A 16,787-nucleotide genomic window follows, 5' to 3' on the forward strand; every position below is an offset into this window, starting at 1 on the left:
GACGAGGACGGCGGCCAGGCCGAGGACCAGCAGGATGATGCGGTTCAGGGTGCGGTTGCTCTTGGTCATGCCAACGTTCCCTTCTCCTCCACACGGACCTTCACACGCTTGCCGAACCGCTCATCGAGACGACCGAGCCGTTCCTCGACCGCGGACCGGACCGAGGCCTCGTCGACCGGGACACCGGTGACGGGCACGACGCGGACCTCGGTGCTCCGGCCGCGGGCGGTCGCAGAGGTGTTGTCCTCGGGGACGCCGGCGGCGAGTCCGGCGGCGTTCGCTGCCGTGGACGCGAGGATGCGGGTGTCGATGACCACTGCGCCCCGGTCGTGCTCGACCGCTGACCGGTGCTGCCGGCCGGGCTTGAGGGCCAGGACGATCAGCACGACGCCCAGGACCACGAGGACGACCGCGACGACCTCGACGATCGTCACGAACGCGGCGTCGGGCTTGAGCGCGGCGTCGACGACCGTCTGCGGGTCCGCCAACAGCGGCGCCGCACCGACGGCCTTGAGGACCGACTCGGTGCCGATCCACGCCGCCACGAGGACGAGCACCACGAGCGCGACCGACACCGCGGTGGAACGGGACGGGTGCACGCTCCGGCGACGGATCCGTCGTTCGACCGAACCGTTGCTCATGACGACCTCCTAGCGGACACGGCCGTCGTGCTCGCGCACGATGCCGGTGAGTTCGATGTGGGTGGAGCCGACGCGTCGGCCGGTGAGGGCCGCCACGCGGTCGCGGATGTCACCGGCAGCGCGGCCGGTGGCGGTGACGAGGTCGTCCTGCGCGCGGACGGGGCTCTCGACGTCGATCGTCAGGGCCCCGGCCGCGTCGCCGAGTCCGACCCGGACCCGCTTGGCGGGGGCGCCGAGCCGTTCGGCTGCGACGGCCCGCGCGAGCGAGTTCAGAGCCCGGGCGGTGACCTCGACGCGGCCGGGCACGCCCGGGCCGGCGGTCACCGGGAGCTCCGACGTCCGGTCAGCACGTCGGTCAGGGCACCGCGGTCGATCTTGCCCGAGCTGATCGCGGCCACGAGGGCCCCGATCGCACCGAACACGATCACGAGCACGAAGCCCCAGAATCCGAACTGGAGTGCGACGACGGCGAGGATGGCGCCGATCAGTGCGCCGACGAGTGTGTTACTCAACGCGGGACTCCTTCTTCTCGTCGTCGTTGTCGTCGTCGCCCGGGATGTAGACGTCCTGGACGGTCACGTTGACCTCGGCGACCTCCATGCCGACGATCTGCTCGAGGGCCCGTGCCACACCGGAGCGGACGCCGTCGGCGACCTGCTGGAGGGCGACCGGGTACTCGGCGACGATCACGACGTCAGCGGCGACCTGCTTCTCGCCGACCTCGACCTTGACGCCCTGGCCGAAGTCGCGCTGGCCGATCGCGTCGCGGATCGCACCGATCGCGCGGGCCGCACCGGTGCCGAGCGAGTGGACGCCGTTGACCTCGCGGGCGGCGATGCCGGCGACCTTCGCGACGACGGTGTCGTCGATGACGGTCTTGCCCGAGGCGCTGGACGAGCCCGCTGCGGCGGTGCGCGGCGTGGTGGTGGTCGAGGTGGTCGTGGTGTCAGCCATGGTTGCTCCTTCCGTGTCCCGCCGGGCGTTCCCAGCGGTTGCTGTTCACGGATGAGACGGGGCACCACCGACCGTCGTCACGGCGGTCTGAGAGGAATCAGTGGACTCCCAGGAAGGGTCGCGGAGCGCACTGGTTCCTGTACCCCGGCGACTGACGCGGATGACCGGGACGCGGGAAGCGGCTGCCTCAGTGCGTCCGGACTGCGGCCGGCTCCGGAGCCTTCCGTCGCCGGACCGCGGCGACGTAAGCGCTCGGCGTCGTTCCGTGTTCGGCCTGGAACAGCTGCTGGAGTCGACGCGGTCGGACACCGGCGGCCTCGGCGATCCGGGACACCGTCAGGCGGTCGTCGACGTGCTGCTCGATGAACGCGACCGCGAGCCGGAGTCGCGCGTTCGACCGGTCACGGAGCGTCGCCGCAGGGTCCTCGCCGAAGCGCTCCCGGTAGTCGCGTGCGAACCGCCCCGGGTTGGTGAAGCCCCAGCGGGCGGACACGGCCGAGACGGTCTGGTCATCGCCCTGGAGCAGCTCGTCCCGGACCCGGTCGAGTCGGTGGTCGCGGAGGAACCGGCGTGGACTCGTGCCCATCGTGCGGGCGAACACCTCCTGGAGGCCGCGTTCGCTCAGCCCGCAGGACGCCGCGATGCGGGCGACGGACGGACGTTCGGCGCCGTGCTCCTCGATGAAGCGCACGGCGTCCCGCAGCCGGTTCGCCACCGGCACGTCGTCCCCGCGGTTCCGGATCGGGAACGTGTCGAGCACCACGGTCGCCAGCCGGCGGTTGAGGGCCGTCCGCATGGGCCCGGTCACGCGCTCGTCCAGGAGGGAGCACTGCAGTTCGCGGAGCAGCCGACGGAGTGGCTCACGTCGTGCGATCGCCTCGTCCTGCTGCTCGAAGAGCAGCGGGCCTTCGGGCAGCCGGAAGCCGAGCTGCCGTCCGACCTCCCGGAGGAACGAGTCAGCGACGTGGATGCCGTGGTAGATCGTGCCGGACGACTCGAAGCGGTACGCCTCGGACGCGGACGCGATGTACGGCGTTCCCGGTCGGACGACCCGCGTCCGGTCCGGGAAGTGCATCTCGAGCTCGCCCTCGGTCAGCCAGAACACCACGTGGTCGGTCCGCGGCCCGATCACCCCGCCACGGCGGCCACCGAGGGCCCGCATCGAGCGGAGGGTGAGGTCGTCGTCACCGACGACCGTGTACTCGTAGCGGGTGTCCGGCGTCGCGTAGGTCTCGCTCGCGAACTGCCGCCCGGCGTACTCGGACGTGAAGATCGTGCCGTAGTCCGTGCCGTCATCGTGCGTGTACCGCGCTTTCCGGAACCCGTTGGACGACGCGGTGCTCATGGGGACTGCTTACACGATCGGGGTGGACAACCGGCCCCCCGACGGGCGTGACTCGATCCGTGGGAGCCGACCCGTGCCTCCCGTCCGGGTGTCGTGCCCGGCGACCGGGTGACCCGGAATACCCCAGGGGGGTACCCTGTTGTCGTGGACGGAGGAACCATGCACGAGGACACGCACGCGCACGTCGGGTACATCGGCGACAAGGACGACCTGCTCAAGCGGCTCCGCCGCGCCGAGGGCCAGGTGCGCGGCATCGCGCGCATGGTCGAGGACGAGACGTACTGCATCGACGTCCTCACCCAGATCTCCGCGGCGAACCGTGCGCTCGAACGGGTGGCACTCTCGCTGCTCGAGGACCACCTCAAGCACTGCGTCGCCGAGGCCGTCGCCGAGGGCGGCGACGCCGCCGACCAGAAGGTGCGCGAGGCGAGCGACGCGATCGCCCGCCTCGTGCGCTCCTGAACCGACCGAACCCGATGGAGGGAACCAGCATGACCACCGAGACCCTGCTCGTCACCGGCATGACCTGCGAGCACTGCGTGATGAGCGTCACCGAGGAACTGTCCGAGGTCGACGGCGTCCAGGGCGTCGAGGTCGACCTCGTGCCCGGCGGCTCGTCGACCGTCACGGTCACCTCGGACGCGCCCGTCGACGACGACGTCCTCTGCAGCGCAGTCGCGGAAGCGGGGTACGAGGTCGTGCGGTCGTGAGCGACGTCGAGCTCGACATCACGGGCATGACCTGCGCCTCGTGCGCGAACCGCATCGAGCGGAAGCTCGGCAAGCTCCCCGGGGTCACGGCCACGGTGAACTACGCGACCGAGAAGGCGCAGGTGCGTGTCGAGGACGCCGCCGACGTCGACGTCGACCGGCTCATCGCCACCGTCGCGTCGGCGGGGTACGGGGCGACGGTGCCGACTCCGCCTGCGGCATCCACGGACACACTTCGCCCGGACGACGAGACCACGCTGCTCCGTCGCCGGCTCGTGGTGTCGGCGGTGCTCGCGCTCCCGGTCGTCGTGCTCTCGATGGTGCCGGTCCTGCAGTTCCCGAACTGGCAGTGGGCGGCGCTCGCCCTCGCCGCGCCCGTGGCCGTCTGGGGCGCCCTGCCGTTCCACCGTGCCGCGTGGGTGAACGCGCGGCACGGTGCCGCGACGATGGACACCCTCGTCAGCGTCGGCGTCGCCGCGGCCTTCCTGTGGTCGCTCTACGCGCTGTTCCTCGGCGACGCCGGGGTGCCCGGCATGCACATGGCGTTCTCGTGGTTCGCCGCCGATCCGGAGGGGACCGAGCTCTACCTCGAGGTCGCGTCCGCCGTGACGGTCTTCGTGCTCGCCGGGCGGTACATGGAGGCCCGCGCGAAGCGGGAGTCCGGGGCGGCGCTGCGGGCGCTGCTCGAGCTCGGAGCGAAGGACGCGTCCGTGCTCCGCGGTGGGGACGAGTCGCGCGTGCCGGTGTCGTCCCTCGTCGTCGGTGACGTGGTGGTCGTCCGGCCGGGCGAGCGCATCCCGAGCGACGGCGTCGTCCGGGCGGGGTCGTCGGCGGTCGACCTCAGCATGCTCACCGGCGAGGCGGTCCCGGTCGAGGTCCGGACCGGCGACCACGTCACCGGGGCGACCGTGAACGTCGGCGGCCGGCTCGAGGTGACGATCACCGCGGTCGGTGCCGAGACGGAGCTCGCCCGCATCGGACGGCTCGTCGAGGAGGCCCAGACCGGCAAGGCCGACGTGCAGCGGCTGGCCGACCGGGTGTCCGGGGTGTTCGTGCCCGTGGTCATCGGACTCGCACTGCTCGCGTTCGTCGGCTGGCTCGTCCTCGGTGGCTCCGTCACGGCCGCGTTCACGGCTGCGGTGGCGACGCTCATCATCGCCTGCCCGTGCGCGCTCGGACTCGCGACACCCACGGCCCTGCTCGTCGGGACCGGACGGGGATCGCAGCTCGGCATCCTGATCGGCGGTCCGGAGGTGCTCGAGCGCACCCGGACGGTCGACACGATCGTGCTCGACAAGACCGGGACGGTGACGACGGGTGCGATGACCGTGCGGGTCGTCGTGCCCGCGAACGGCGCTGGACCCCGACCCCGACTCCGCGACGTCGACCTGCTCGCCCTGGCCGCCGCCGTCGAGGACGGCTCCGAGCACCCCGTTGCCCGGGCAGTGGTCGCTGCCGCACGGGACCGCGGTGTCGAGGTCGTCCGCGCCGTTGACTTCGTCGCGACCCCGGGTGCCGGTGTCCAGGCCGTCGTCGACGGCGACGCCGTGTTCGTCGGCGGCCTGGAATGGGTGCGCGACGCGTGGGCGGTCGACGTCCCGTCGGACACGGTGGACGCGGTCGCTCGTGCGGAGGCCGACGGAGCCACCGCCGTCGTGGTCGCGCGGAACGGCGCAGTCCTCGGCGTGGTCGTGGTCGGGGACACCGTGAAGGACGAGTCGGCGATCGCGGTCGAGCGCTTCCGCGCGCTCGGCCTGCACCCGGTGCTCCTCACGGGTGACAACGGCGGTGCCGCACGGGTGGTGGCCGACGCCGTGGGCATCGACGAGGTGCACGCCCGGGCGACCCCCGCGTCGAAGCTCGACACCGTGCGGCGGATGCAGGCCCAGGGCCGGGTCGTCGCGATGGTCGGCGACGGCGTGAACGACGCGGCAGCGCTCGCGGCGGCCGACCTCGGCATCGCGATGGGTGCCGGGACGGACGCGGCGATCGCCGCGAGCGACATCACCGTGGTGAGCGGCCGGCTGACGGTCGTGGCGGACGCCGTCCGGTTGTCCCGCTCGACCCTGCGCACGATCAAGGGGAACCTGTTCTGGGCCTTCGCGTACAACGTGGCGGCGATCCCGCTCGCGATGGCGGGACTCCTGAACCCGGTGCTCGCAGGGGCGGCGATGGCCTTCTCGTCGGTGTTCGTCGTCACCAACAGCCTGCGACTGCGGCGGTTCCGACCGACGGCCTGATGCTCGACGGCCTGATCCTCGACGGCCCGACGCTCGCCGGCTGCCGCGGCAGGATGGGCACATGCGTTCCCTGCCCGGAGTCCTCGGTACCGCAGCGCCCGTCCACGTCGCACCGATGGCCGGCGGCCCGAGCGCGCCCGGCCTCGTGGTCGCCGCAGCCAGCGCCGGGCACCTCGCGCAGCTCGCCGCCGGGTACCAGACGGTCGACGCCATGACCTCGCAGGTCGCGGCGGTCCGAGCAGCCGGCGTCGAGGCCTTCGGGGTGAACCTGTTCGTCCCGAACCCGGTCCCGATCGACCCGGAGGCGTACGAGGCCTACCGCGCCGAGCTCGAGCACGAGGCCGGCCGGACGCTGCCGCCCCACCACGAGGACGACGACGCCTGGGCGGACAAGGTCGCGGCGCTCCTCGACGACCCCGTCCCGGTCGTCTCGTTCACGTTCGGCCTGCCCGACAGGTCGGTCGTGCGGGCGTTCCGGCGTCGCGGCGTCGTCACGGTGCAGTCGGTGACGGACCCCGTCGAGGCGGTCGCGGCAGCGGAGCGCGGCGTCGACGTCCTGCTCGTCCAGGGGGAGGCCGCCGGTGGGCACTCCGCCGTGCTCGATCCGCGGGTGCCCGTGCGGGCGGTGCCGCTCGTGGAGCTGGTCCGGTCCGTGGTGGCGGCGACGCCGCTGCCGGTCGTCGCGGCCGGCGGCATCGGCGGGGCGGAGGACGTCGGCGAGCAGCTCGCGGCCGGAGCCTCGGCGGTCGCCGTGGGCACCGCCGTGCTGCGGACCGACGAGGCGGGGACGTCGTCGACCCACCGCGCAGCGCTCGCGGACGCGGCCTTCGACCGCACGGTGCTCACGCGGGCCTTCACGGGTCGTCCGGCCCGGGCCCTCGCGAACGCCTTCACCCGCGCGCACCCGGACGCGCCGCTCGGCTACCCGGCGCTGCACCACCTCACGCGGCCGCTCCGGACCGACGCCGCCGCGAGCGGCGATCCGCACCGCCTGCACCTGTGGGCGGGTCGTGCCTGGCGGGCCGCGTCCGACGGTCCGGTCGCCGACGCCCTGGAGGCGCTGCTCGCCTGACCCGGGCACGCTGCGGGCGCCGAGGTGGTCCGGATCCGGCACCTGTCCTGCACCGGCGGGGCCCGGCGAGGGTCCGTCCACAGCGAACGCGGACTGTGCGCGGGCGCACCGCGACGGCACTACGCTCGAACGTGGTCCGCGACGCAGTGCTGCGGTGACCGGCGGACTGTGTTCCCACGTGATCCAGGAGGACCCCTCGTGACCGAATCCGCTCCCGTCGACCCCACATCGACCGACGGCTGGAAGAAGCTCGCCGCCATCGCCGACGGCTTCACCCCGGACCTGCGTGGGTGGTTCGACAGCGACCCCGAGCGTGCTGCGAAGTACACGTTCCAGGCCGCCGACCTCACCGTCGACCTGTCCAAGGGCCTCGTGACCGAGGAGATCCTCGCCGACCTGCTGCAGGTCGCCGAGGACACCGGCGTCGCCGAGCGCTTCCGCGCGATGCTCGCCGGTGAGCACATCAACGTCACCGAGGACCGCGCCGTCCTTCACACGGCGCTCCGTCGCCCGGCCGGAGCCTCCCCGGCGCTCGTCGTCGACGGGCAGGACGTCGACGCCGACGTGCACGCGACGCTCGACAAGGTCTACGCGTTCGCCGAGCAGATCCGCTCCGGCGCCTGGACCGGCGTGACCGGCAAGCGGATCGAGACCGTCGTCAACATCGGGATCGGCGGCTCCGACCTCGGGCCGGTCATGGTCTACGAGGCCCTCAAGCCGTACGTGCAGCAGGGGCTCGAGGCCCGCTTCGTCTCGAACATCGACCCGGCCGACATCTACGAGAAGACCGCCGACCTCGACCCCGAGACGACGCTCTTCATCGTCGCGTCGAAGACCTTCGGCACGCTCGAGACCCTGACGAACGCCCGGCTCGCACGCCAGTGGCTCTGGGAGCGTCTCGGGCTCACCGACGGCTCCGACGAGGACAAGGCGAACGCGGTCGCGAAGCATTTCGTCGCCGTCTCGACCGCCCTCGACAAGGTCGCCGCGTTCGGCATCGACCCGGAGAACGCCTTCGGCTTCTGGGACTGGGTGGGCGGCCGCTACTCGGTCGACTCCGCGATCGGCACCGCCGTGGTCGTCGCGATCGGCAAGGAGAACTGGGAGCAGTTCCTCGCCGGGTTCCACGCGATCGACGAGCACGTCCGCACGACCCCGCTCGAGCAGAACGTCCCCGTCCTGATGGGGCTGCTCAACGTCTGGTACTCGAACTTCCTCGGTGCCCAGAGCCACGCGGTGCTGCCGTACACGCAGTACCTGCACCGCTTCCCGGCCTACCTGCAGCAGCTCACCATGGAGTCGAACGGCAAGCGCGTCCGCTGGGACGGCAGCCCGGTGACGACCTCCACCGGTGAGGTCTTCTGGGGCGAGCCCGGCACGAACGGCCAGCACGCGTTCTACCAGCTCATCCACCAGGGCACGAACCTCGTCCCGGCAGACTTCATCACGATCGCGAACCCGCCGCGTCCCTTCACGGACGAGACCGGCGACGGCAAGGGCGTCCAGCCGGGCACCGACGTGCACACCCTGTTCCTCGCGAACTTCTTCGCGCAGACCAAGGCGCTCGCGTTCGGCAAGACCGCCGACGAGGTCCGCGCCGAGGGCACCACGGACGAGGGGATCGTCGCCGCGCGCACGTTCCCGGGCAACAAGCCGACCGCGTCGATCCTCGCGCCGGAACTCACCCCGAGCGTCCTCGGGCAGCTCATCGCGCTGTACGAGCACATCGTGTTCACCGAGGGCACCATCTGGGGCATCGACTCGTTCGACCAGTGGGGCGTGGAGCTCGGCAAGCAGCTGGCGCTGCAGGTCACCCCGGCCGTGGAAGGCGACCGCGACGCGCTCGACGCGCAGGACTCCTCGACCAAGGCGCTCATCGCGAAGTACCTGGAGCTGCGGAAGTAGCACGCGACCGGACAGCAGACGGGCGCACCCCGCTCGGCGGCGACGCGAAGCGTCGTGCGGGGTGCGCCGAGCGAGCCTGCGAGCGAGGGGCGGATCCGCCACGGGCCTCCCGTCTGCACGCACGCACGCACGCACGTACGGCGCGCGCGAGCGCGTCAGCGCGCCAGTGGGTCGAGGTTGAGCGTCGTTCCCTCGTAGAGGTACTGGTCGTCGCCGAACACCTGCACGCCCTCGTTCAACCACACGAGCGCGCGCACGCTGATGCCGAACCGCGCCGCGACGTCACCGATGAGGTCGTCCGGCGCCACGACGTAGGACCTCGGCGCGCCACTCGGCGTCGTCGCAGTGACCTTCCCGGCAGCGTTCGACCGTGAACCACCGTCGACGGGTCGCACGTTCGTCGTCCGTGCGGGCACCGACCAGCGAACCGTCGTCACGGCGAGGACCTTGCCGGGGCCGAGCTCGACCGGGACCGCGGCGTCCGGCCCGGCGGACGAGTACGTCACGAGGGTCGTGAGCCCGGACGGGTCGACGCCCGACCCGTCGAGCGGCACCGTCGCCGAGGATCCGGGTGCCGCGGTCGCGCCGCCGAGTTGGTGGTCGCCGACGCCGCGGTAGGTGAGACCGTCGCCGACCGACCGCGGCTTCTCGAACAGGGAGACCGACACCGGGACGGGCAGCGTCGACGTGAAGCCGGAGTACTGCGCCGAGAACGTGTCGTCCCCGTCGGAGACCATGCGGAAGTGGAAGTGGACGCTGCCGAGCGGTGACGCGACGTTCCCCTCCGCCACGACCGTGCCGGCGGCGATCCGGCTCAGGGTCGGCGCGGGAGCCGCCGCTTCCGACGGCTCGGGGGTCGGTGTCCGCGGATGTGCCGACGCCTCGAGCAGGGCCTCGGCCGACGACTCGTCCGGCGTCGGGGTCGGGCTCGCGGAGACGCTCGCGGAGGGCGAGGTGCGTGTCGGTCCCGGAACGGACTCCGTGCCGCGGAGCAGCGCGCACCCGCCCAACGTGACGATGCCGATCGTCACGAACCCCAGCGTGGCGACCGTCCTCGGTGCAGTCCTCATCGTGTTCCCCCTCCCGTGCGATGCTAACCGGGGGGAGACCGTGCACGCGAACCGGTCGCTCGCTGTCGGCCGCAGGCGTTAGCGTCGTCGGCATGGACCGTTCCGAGATCCTCGCCGCAGCAGCAGCCGCCCACGCCGCCCGCATCGCCGAGTCCGGCGGGGACGACGCTGCGGCCCGAGCGCGAGCCGAGTCGGTCGCGGCGCGCGATGCCCTGGCCGACGATGCCGCTCGTCGACGGTCCGACGAATCCGCCCGCGCCGCCGACCGCACCGAGGGGGTGCTGTCGGACTGGCACCGGATGGGTACCCGTCGCGGTGTCAGCCCCGACGACCAGGTCCGCTCCGCGTGGTCGATCGCCGGTGTCCCCGAGCAGGGTGGTGCCCGAGCCCTCGCGAACGTGCTGCTGTCCACCGCAGGGCACGCCGGCCGTGTCGCCGACGCCGCTCGGCGCGACCCGAAGCTCGCCGGAGCCGCGAGTGCTGCGGCGCGCCGGACGGTGCGTCGGTACACGGACCACGGCGCGGGCATGGCCTCACTGGGGGACGTCCTCCGTGACGAGTCCCCGCGGCGGGAACCGGACGAGCACTGACGGTTTGGACCGCTCCGACGCTGACCAGGGCTTTCGTGGACCGATCCAAACGGTCTGACGACAGAATGACTGATTGACAGGACATGGATTCGGGTTACGATCGCTCCACGCGATGAAGCGCGATCACGGACGAAGGAGTCACCGAATGGTCGACATCAAGCCGACAGCACCGGCTGTCGCACTGCCCCCCGTCGGCACGGGGCCGCACCGCCGTCGCCTCGGCGTGCTGGCGCTCGTCGCCACCTTCGGCGGCCTGCTCTTCGGGTACGACACCGGTGTCATCAACGGTGCCCTGAACCCGATGAAGGCCGAGCTCGGCCTGACGAACCTCACCGAGGGCGTCGTCACGAGCTCCCTGCTGTTCGGCGCGGCGATCGGCGCCATGCTCGGCGGTCGGGTCGCCGACGGGTGGGGGCGCCGGAAGACGATCATCCTGCTCGCCGTCGCGTTCTTCGTCGGCACACTCATCTGCGTCTTCTCCCCGTCCTTCGGTGTGATCGTCGTCGGCCGTGTGCTGCTCGGACTCGCGGTGGGCGGCGCCTCGACCGTCGTCCCAGTGTTCCTCGCGGAACTCGCGCCCTACGAGATCCGTGGTTCGCTGTCCGGCCGCAACGAGCTCATGATCGTGATCGGCCAGCTCGCCGCGTTCGTCGTGAACGCGATCATCGGCAGCCTCTGGGGTGAGGGCGGTGGCGTCTGGCGCGTCATGCTCGCCGTCTGTGCCCTCCCCGCGATCGCGCTGTTCGTCGGCATGCTGCGGGTGCCCGAGTCGCCGCGGTGGCTCGCGTCGAAGGGGCGCAACGACGAGGCGCTCGAGGTGCTCGGGCAGATCCGCTCGAAGGAGCGCGCGACGGCGGAGCTCGAGGACATCAAGCGGACGAACGAGTTCGAGGCGAAGGTCCAGCGGCAGAGCGGGTGGCGCACGCTGCTCGGCAACAAGTGGCTCATCCGCATCGTGCTCATCGGCGCGGGGCTCGGCGTCGCCCAGCAGCTCACCGGCATCAACTCGATCATGTACTACGGCCAGACGGTCCTCATCGAGTCCGGTTTCGAGGCGCAGGCAGCGCTCATCGCCAACATCGCTCCCGGTGTCATCGCCGTGATCGGTGGGGTGATCGCCCTCGCGAACATGGAGCGCATCAACCGTCGGACCACGCTCATCATCGGGTTCTCGCTGACCACCGTGTGCCACTTCCTCATCGGCATCGCCTCGATGCTGCTCGTGACGGGCAACCCGGCGCGCCCGTGGGTGATCCTGTTCCTCGTCGTCGCCTTCGTCGGATCGATGCAGACCTTCCTCAACATCGCAGTGTGGGTCGTCCTGTCCGAGATCTTCCCGACGCAGATCCGCGCACTCGGCATGGGCATCGCGGTGTTCTGCCTCTGGATCGCGAACGCGTTCCTCGGGCTGTACTTCCCGACGATCGTGGCGGCGACCGGCATCACCGGGACGTTCTTCGGCTTCGCCGTCGTCGGCGTCCTCGCCCTGCTCTTCATCTGGAAGTTCGTACCGGAGAGCCGCGGCCGCACCCTGGAGGAGGTCGAGGAGGGCGTCACCACCGGCAACATCTTCGTGGTCGACAAGAAGAAGGCGCGCGCCTGACCGCGCACGACTGACGGACGGGAGGCCCTTGGCGGATCCGCCACGGGCCTCCCGTCCGTCAGTCACCCGGCTGAGAGCCGCGTGGTGACCCGACCGTAGGCTCGACCTGTCGTTGTACGCGTACAAGTCGAGGTGGTGGCCGTGGTCGAGCTCGGGACCCATGCCTTCCCGTCCCCGCTCACCGCGCTCTGCGCGGTGCTCCTGGTCGTCGCGGTCGGTTGCACGGCGTTCGTCGCCGTCGACGTCGTCCGGCACCCGCCGCGGATGCGGGTGATGGCGCTCGTCTGGCCGCTGACGATGTTGTTCGGCAGCGTCGTCTGGCTCGTGTTCTACCTCCGACGCGGGAGGGCGACCGCGCCGGACCACGGCCGGTGGGCCGGGACGGCGATCGACACGAGCCACTGCGGCGCAGGGTGTGCACTCGGCGACCTGGTGGGCGAGTTCGGGCTCGCCTGGTTCCCGGCGATCGGTGCCGTCATCGGGCTGGGTTCGCTCTACCAGGACCGCATGGTCGCAGGGTGGGTCGTGGACTTCGTCCTCGCCTACCTGCTCGGCATCGGCTTCCAGTACTTCGCCATCGCCCCGATGCGCGGCCTCGGCGTCCGTGCCGGGCTCGTCGCCGCGCTCAAGGCCGACACGCTGAGCATCGTCGCGTGGCAGATCGGGATGTACGGGCTCATGGCCGTGTGGCAGCTCGTCGTGTTCCCCGCGCTCTTCGGCGGACGGGCGAGTGTCTTCTCGCCGGAGTTCTGGGTGGCGATGCAGCTCGCCATGGTCGCCGGGTTCGTGTGCGCCTACCCGGTGAACGCCTGGCTGGTGCGTCGCGGGATCAAGGAGGCCATGTGACGGGCTGCGAGGATGGTGGGCATGGCTGAGATCGACGAGGTGCTCGCGGCGTCCCGAGGGCTGCTCGGCATCGTCGCGCGTTCGCTGACGCCCGCCCTCGAGCACGTCACCGTCCCGCAGTTCCGGCTGATCGTGCTCGTCACCACGCTGGGGCCGACCCGTGCCGGCGACCTCGCCGAGCGTCTGGCGGTCGAACCCTCCACGCTGACGCGCAACGTCGACCGCCTCGTGGCCGGAGGTTGGGTCGAGCGCCGGCCGGGTGCTGCGAACCGGCGTGAGGTGCTCGTGGCCGCGACGGACCGCGGTCGGGCGCTCGTCGACGAGGTCAGCGCGCGACGGAGCCGTGAGCTGGCGGAGGTACTGGAGCGGGTGCCCGAGGCGGAGCGGCCCGCGGTGGTCGCCGGGATGCGGGCGCTGCGGACGGCGATGGACGAGCCGCTGCCGGAGGAGGTCTCGGCCTTCGGGGGCTGACCCAGCAGTGCTCGCCTCCCTGTAGTTGCACGCGTACAATCATTGTGCTCGTACAACTCTGGAGGACCGTGTCGACATCCGCTCCCGCCCGCTCCCACCTGCACGCCGCTGGTACCCGCTTCGGCGGCGCCGCCGTCCGACTCGGCCTGCCCGCCCTCGTCGTCGGTGCCGGCGCCGGGCTCGCCGCCGTCGTCTTCCGCTGGCTCATCGAGCACGCCACGTGGGTCTTCAGCGGGCACGCCGACTACTCCGCGACCAGCGGGCACCCCGCGAACCCGTGGGTCCCGTGGCTCGGCGCCGGCTTCGTGGTGCTCGCCCCCGCGGTCGGCGGGCTGCTCTACGGGCCGCTCATCCACCGGTTCGCGCGTGAGGCGCGGGGGCACGGCGTGCCCGAGGTCATGTTCGCGGTCGACCGGAACGGCGGTCGGATCCGCGGCAGCGTCGCCGTCGTGAAGGCCCTCGCGAGCGCGATCTGCATCGGGGCAGGCGGCTCCGTCGGCAGGGAGGGTCCGATCATCCAGATCGGCTCGGCACTCGGTTCGACGATCGGCCGGTGGATGCGGATGCCCGAGGTCCGGCTGAAGACCCTCGTCGCGTGCGGTGCGGCCGGCGGAATCTCCGCCACGTTCAACGCTCCCGTGGCCGGGGTCTTCTTCGCGCTCGAGCTCCTCCTCCGCGACTTCACCCCGACGTCGTTCGGCGCGGTGGCGATCGCGAGTGTGACAGCGGCGCTCGTCGGGCGTTCGGTCTTCGGCGACTCGGCGTTCCTGCACCTGCCGGCCATCGGCGGGGTCACCCCACCGGAGTACCTGCTCTTCGCGCTGCTCGGGCTCGTCGCGGGAGCGGTGGGCATCGGCTTCACCCGGGTGCTCTACCTCGTCGAGGACGCCTGCGACCTCCTGTGGCGGGCGAGCCGCGGTCCGGAGTGGCTGCGGCCCGTCGTCGGCGGCCTGCTCCTCGGCCTGCTCCTGCTCGCGCTGCCCCAGATGTACGGCGTCGGGTACCCGGTCCTCGAGCACGGGGTCGCCGGGCAGTACGCGCTCGGGTTCCTCGCCGTGCTCGTGGTCGGGAAGGTGCTCGCCACCTCGTTGACGCTCGGGATCGGCGGTTCCGGCGGGGTGTTCGCGCCGTCGCTGTTCATCGGGGCCATGGTCGGTGCGGCCTTCGGCGAGGCCGCGGCGGTGGTCGAGCCGGCCCTGCACGGGCAGATCGGGGCGTTCGCGGTCGTCGGGATGGGAGCGGTGTTCGCCGGGTCGACCCGCGCACCGATCACGGCGGGCATCATGCTCTTCGAGTTGACCGGCGACTACGCGCTCGTCCTGCCGGTCGTCGTCGCGGTCGTCATCGCGACGGCGGTGTCGAAGGTCCTGTCGCGCGACACCGTGTACACGCTCAAGCTCAGTCGCCGCGGCGTGGACCTGACCGACTCGGCGGTCCCGGTCCGCCGGTCCTCGGGGGCGACGGTCGGTGGTGCCGCGCGGCCGCTCGGCGCGCTGGTACCGTTGACCGCGACCGCAGCCGAGGCGCTCGTGGCCGTCGAGACCGGCGGTGGGGCACCGGTCGTCGTGGTGGACGCCGAGGGACGCTTCGCGGGCGTCGTGTCCGCGCGGTCGGCCGGCGAATCGGTGCTCACCGACGTGGACTTCGCGGACCGTCCGGTGCTCGACGTCGCGTCCGACGTGACGGCGGTCCACGACGACGTCGAGCTCGACGGGGTCGTGCAGGACGTGATCGAGGCGTCGGACACCGCCGGCCTGCCGGCGGTCGACGGGGACGGCCGCCCGGTCGGGTGGCTCGGTCGGGCAGACGCGCTGCGGGCTCTGGTCCCCGCCGCCTGACGGACTGGAGGCGCGGTACCAGCTGGCACCGCGCCTCCAGTCCGTCTGCTGCGTGCGCTACGGGCGCAGGAGCACCTTGCCGACGCGGCCGGCGGTGTCGCTGGCGCGCGCCGCGGCGCGGGCCTCCTCGAACGGGAAGACCTCCGAGACCGGGAGGGTCAGCGAACCGTCGAGCACGCGCGAGATGAGCTCGCCGAAGAGCTGCTGCTTGAGCGGCGCGTCCATGGTCTTGCTGACGACCGCGCCCCAGAAGCCCTTGACCGTGAGCTGGCCGAAGATGACCTTGCCCGACGGGATCTCGAGGGTGGGGGAGGCCATCGCGCCGAACACGACGAGGGTGCCGTTCTCGCCCATCACCGAGGCGATGTCACCGGCGGCCTTGCCGCCGACGGACTCGACGCCCGCGATGATCGGGGCGCCGCCGGTGATCGCGCGGACCTGGTCCTGCCAGTCGTCCGCGTCCGTGGCGACGATGCGGTCGATGCCCTGCTCGCGGAGCTCCTCGACACCGGCGGCGCGACGGACGAGCCCGATGACGTTGATGCCGCGGGCCTTGCCGAGCTGCGCGACCATGCGGCCGACCGCACCGTTCGCGGCGTTCTGGATGAGCCAGTCGCCCTCGTGCAGGTCGAGCGAGTGGAGCAGGCTGATGGCGCTGAACGGCATCGAGACGAGCTGCGCGGCGTCCTCGTCGGTCATCGCGTCCGGCACCGGCACGAGACCCGCGGCGTTCGCGACGTAGTACTCGGCCCAGACGCCGAAGGTGCCACCGGCGACGCGCTGGCCGACCGACAGGTTCGTGACGCCCTCGCCGAGCGCCTCGACGACGCCGAGCGCCTCGGTGCCGGAGGCCGCGGGGAGCTCGGGCTTGAAGCCGTACGTGCCGCGGATGGTCCACAGGTCGTGGTTGTGGATCGGGGAGAGGACGGTGCGGACGAGGACCTCGCCGGCGCCCGGGGTGGGGACCGGGCGCTCCTCGGCGGTCAGCACGTCGGCGGGCTCGCCGAACTCGTGGTGGACGACGGCGCGCATGGCGGTGGGGGTGGTGTCGGTCATGGTCAGTCCTCCGAGACGGTGATGGTGACGTCGATGTTGCCGCGGGTGGCGTTCGAGTACGGGCACACCTGGTGCGCGGCGTCCGCGAGGGCCTGGGCCTGGTCGTGCTCGAGTCCGGGCAGCACGACCTCGAGCAGCACGGCGAGCTGGTAGCCACCGTCGCCGTTCGGGCCGATCTGCACGCGGCCGCCGACGGACGAGTCCGTGATCTTCACCTTCTGCGCACGCGCGACACCCTGGAGTGCGGAGTGGAAGCAGGCGGCGTACCCGGCGGCGAACAGCTGCTCCGGGTTCGTCCCGTTGCCCGAGCCGCCCATCTCCTTCGGGATCGCGAGGTCGAGCGCGAACGAGCCGTCGCTGGTCGCGACACGGCCGTCGCGGCCGGCACCGGTGGAGAGGGCCTCGGCGGTGTAGAGGGCTTCCATGTGGTTCCTTCCTTCGTGGGG

General features: G+C 71.9%; 18 protein-coding genes. 10 read left to right on the forward strand and 8 right to left on the reverse strand.

What is annotated here, in order from left to right:
- Window positions 1–65 precede the first annotated feature (65 nt).
- From QPJ90_RS08450 to QPJ90_RS08470, 5 genes are all read right to left on the reverse strand, one after another.
- Window positions 66–641 (reverse strand): DUF6286 domain-containing protein, encoded by a 576-nt coding sequence (locus tag QPJ90_RS08450; protein ID WP_290133979.1) that lies wholly within the window; start codon window positions 639–641, stop codon window positions 66–68.
- Window positions 642–650: 9 nt separating this feature from the next.
- Window positions 651–965 carry a hypothetical protein gene (locus tag QPJ90_RS08455; protein ID WP_290133980.1) on the reverse strand — a complete coding sequence of 105 codons (315 nt, stop codon included), beginning with the start codon at window positions 963–965 and terminating at the stop codon, window positions 651–653.
- Window positions 962–1,153 (reverse strand): DUF2273 domain-containing protein, encoded by a 192-nt coding sequence (locus QPJ90_RS08460; RefSeq protein WP_022902999.1) that lies wholly within the window; start codon window positions 1,151–1,153, stop codon window positions 962–964. Before QPJ90_RS08460 ends, QPJ90_RS08455 begins: the two co-directional genes overlap by 4 nt.
- A complete protein-coding gene (locus QPJ90_RS08465; RefSeq protein WP_290133981.1) occupies window positions 1,146–1,595 on the reverse strand; it encodes an Asp23/Gls24 family envelope stress response protein in 450 nt (149 codons plus the stop codon). The genes QPJ90_RS08460 and QPJ90_RS08465 overlap by 8 nt, the downstream gene beginning before the upstream one ends.
- 187 nt (window positions 1,596–1,782) lie before the next feature.
- A complete protein-coding gene (locus tag QPJ90_RS08470) occupies window positions 1,783–2,940 on the reverse strand; it encodes a helix-turn-helix domain-containing protein (RefSeq protein WP_290133982.1) in 1,158 nt (385 codons plus the stop codon).
- Between the two features lie 159 nt (window positions 2,941–3,099).
- Here QPJ90_RS08470 and QPJ90_RS08475 point away from each other — a divergent pair, with 159 nt between their 5' ends.
- The 5 genes from QPJ90_RS08475 (at window position 3,100) to pgi (ending at window position 8,867) form a co-directional block, all read left to right on the forward strand.
- Entirely contained in the window at window positions 3,100–3,402 is a 303-nt protein-coding gene (locus QPJ90_RS08475; RefSeq protein WP_175328007.1) for a metal-sensitive transcriptional regulator, read from the forward strand.
- Between the two features lie 29 nt (window positions 3,403–3,431).
- On the forward strand, window positions 3,432–3,650 hold the full coding sequence (locus QPJ90_RS08480; RefSeq protein WP_290133983.1) for a heavy-metal-associated domain-containing protein: 219 nt from the start codon (window positions 3,432–3,434) through the stop codon (window positions 3,648–3,650).
- A complete protein-coding gene (locus QPJ90_RS08485; protein ID WP_290133984.1) occupies window positions 3,647–5,890 on the forward strand; it encodes a heavy metal translocating P-type ATPase in 2,244 nt (747 codons plus the stop codon). Before QPJ90_RS08480 ends, QPJ90_RS08485 begins: the two co-directional genes overlap by 4 nt.
- A gap of 61 nt (window positions 5,891–5,951) precedes the next feature.
- Window positions 5,952–6,962 carry a nitronate monooxygenase gene (locus QPJ90_RS08490; protein ID WP_290133985.1) on the forward strand — a complete coding sequence of 337 codons (1,011 nt, stop codon included), beginning with the start codon at window positions 5,952–5,954 and terminating at the stop codon, window positions 6,960–6,962.
- A gap of 198 nt (window positions 6,963–7,160) precedes the next feature.
- Complete coding sequence (pgi, locus tag QPJ90_RS08495) at window positions 7,161–8,867, forward strand: glucose-6-phosphate isomerase (RefSeq protein ID WP_290133986.1); 1,707 nt, start codon at window positions 7,161–7,163, stop codon at window positions 8,865–8,867.
- A 155-nt stretch (window positions 8,868–9,022) separates the two neighbouring features.
- On the opposite strand, the gene QPJ90_RS08500 is transcribed toward pgi, so the two are convergent.
- Entirely contained in the window at window positions 9,023–9,937 is a 915-nt protein-coding gene (locus QPJ90_RS08500; RefSeq protein ID WP_290133987.1) for a LysM domain-containing protein, read from the reverse strand.
- A 92-nt stretch (window positions 9,938–10,029) separates the two neighbouring features.
- Between QPJ90_RS08500 and QPJ90_RS08505 the strand changes: the two genes are divergently transcribed.
- The 5 genes from QPJ90_RS08505 to QPJ90_RS08525 all read left to right on the forward strand — a co-directional run bounded on the left by QPJ90_RS08505 (window position 10,030) and on the right by QPJ90_RS08525 (window position 15,285).
- Window positions 10,030–10,527, forward strand: coding sequence for a hypothetical protein (locus tag QPJ90_RS08505; protein ID WP_290133988.1), 498 nt, complete (start codon window positions 10,030–10,032; stop codon window positions 10,525–10,527).
- 145 nt (window positions 10,528–10,672) lie between these two features.
- Window positions 10,673–12,130 carry a sugar porter family MFS transporter gene (locus tag QPJ90_RS08510; protein ID WP_290133989.1) on the forward strand — a complete coding sequence of 486 codons (1,458 nt, stop codon included), beginning with the start codon at window positions 10,673–10,675 and terminating at the stop codon, window positions 12,128–12,130.
- Between the two features lie 141 nt (window positions 12,131–12,271).
- Window positions 12,272–12,976 carry a DUF4396 domain-containing protein gene (locus QPJ90_RS08515; protein ID WP_290133990.1) on the forward strand — a complete coding sequence of 235 codons (705 nt, stop codon included), beginning with the start codon at window positions 12,272–12,274 and terminating at the stop codon, window positions 12,974–12,976.
- Between the two features lie 21 nt (window positions 12,977–12,997).
- On the forward strand, window positions 12,998–13,447 hold the full coding sequence (locus tag QPJ90_RS08520; RefSeq protein ID WP_290133991.1) for a MarR family transcriptional regulator: 450 nt from the start codon (window positions 12,998–13,000) through the stop codon (window positions 13,445–13,447).
- A 68-nt stretch (window positions 13,448–13,515) separates the two neighbouring features.
- A complete protein-coding gene (locus QPJ90_RS08525) occupies window positions 13,516–15,285 on the forward strand; it encodes a chloride channel protein (RefSeq protein ID WP_290133992.1) in 1,770 nt (589 codons plus the stop codon).
- 57 nt (window positions 15,286–15,342) lie between these two features.
- On the opposite strand, the gene QPJ90_RS08530 is transcribed toward QPJ90_RS08525, so the two are convergent.
- Both QPJ90_RS08530 and QPJ90_RS08535 read right to left on the reverse strand, forming a co-directional pair.
- Window positions 15,343–16,317, reverse strand: coding sequence for a zinc-binding dehydrogenase (locus QPJ90_RS08530; RefSeq protein ID WP_290134193.1), 975 nt, complete (start codon window positions 16,315–16,317; stop codon window positions 15,343–15,345).
- 26 nt (window positions 16,318–16,343) lie between these two features.
- A complete protein-coding gene (locus QPJ90_RS08535; RefSeq protein ID WP_290133993.1) occupies window positions 16,344–16,766 on the reverse strand; it encodes an organic hydroperoxide resistance protein in 423 nt (140 codons plus the stop codon).
- Between the last annotated feature and the right edge of the window lie 21 nt (window positions 16,767–16,787).

Source organism: Curtobacterium sp. 458 (assembly GCF_030406605.1).
In the GTDB taxonomy this organism is placed as follows: Bacteria; Actinomycetota; Actinomycetes; order Actinomycetales; family Microbacteriaceae; genus Curtobacterium.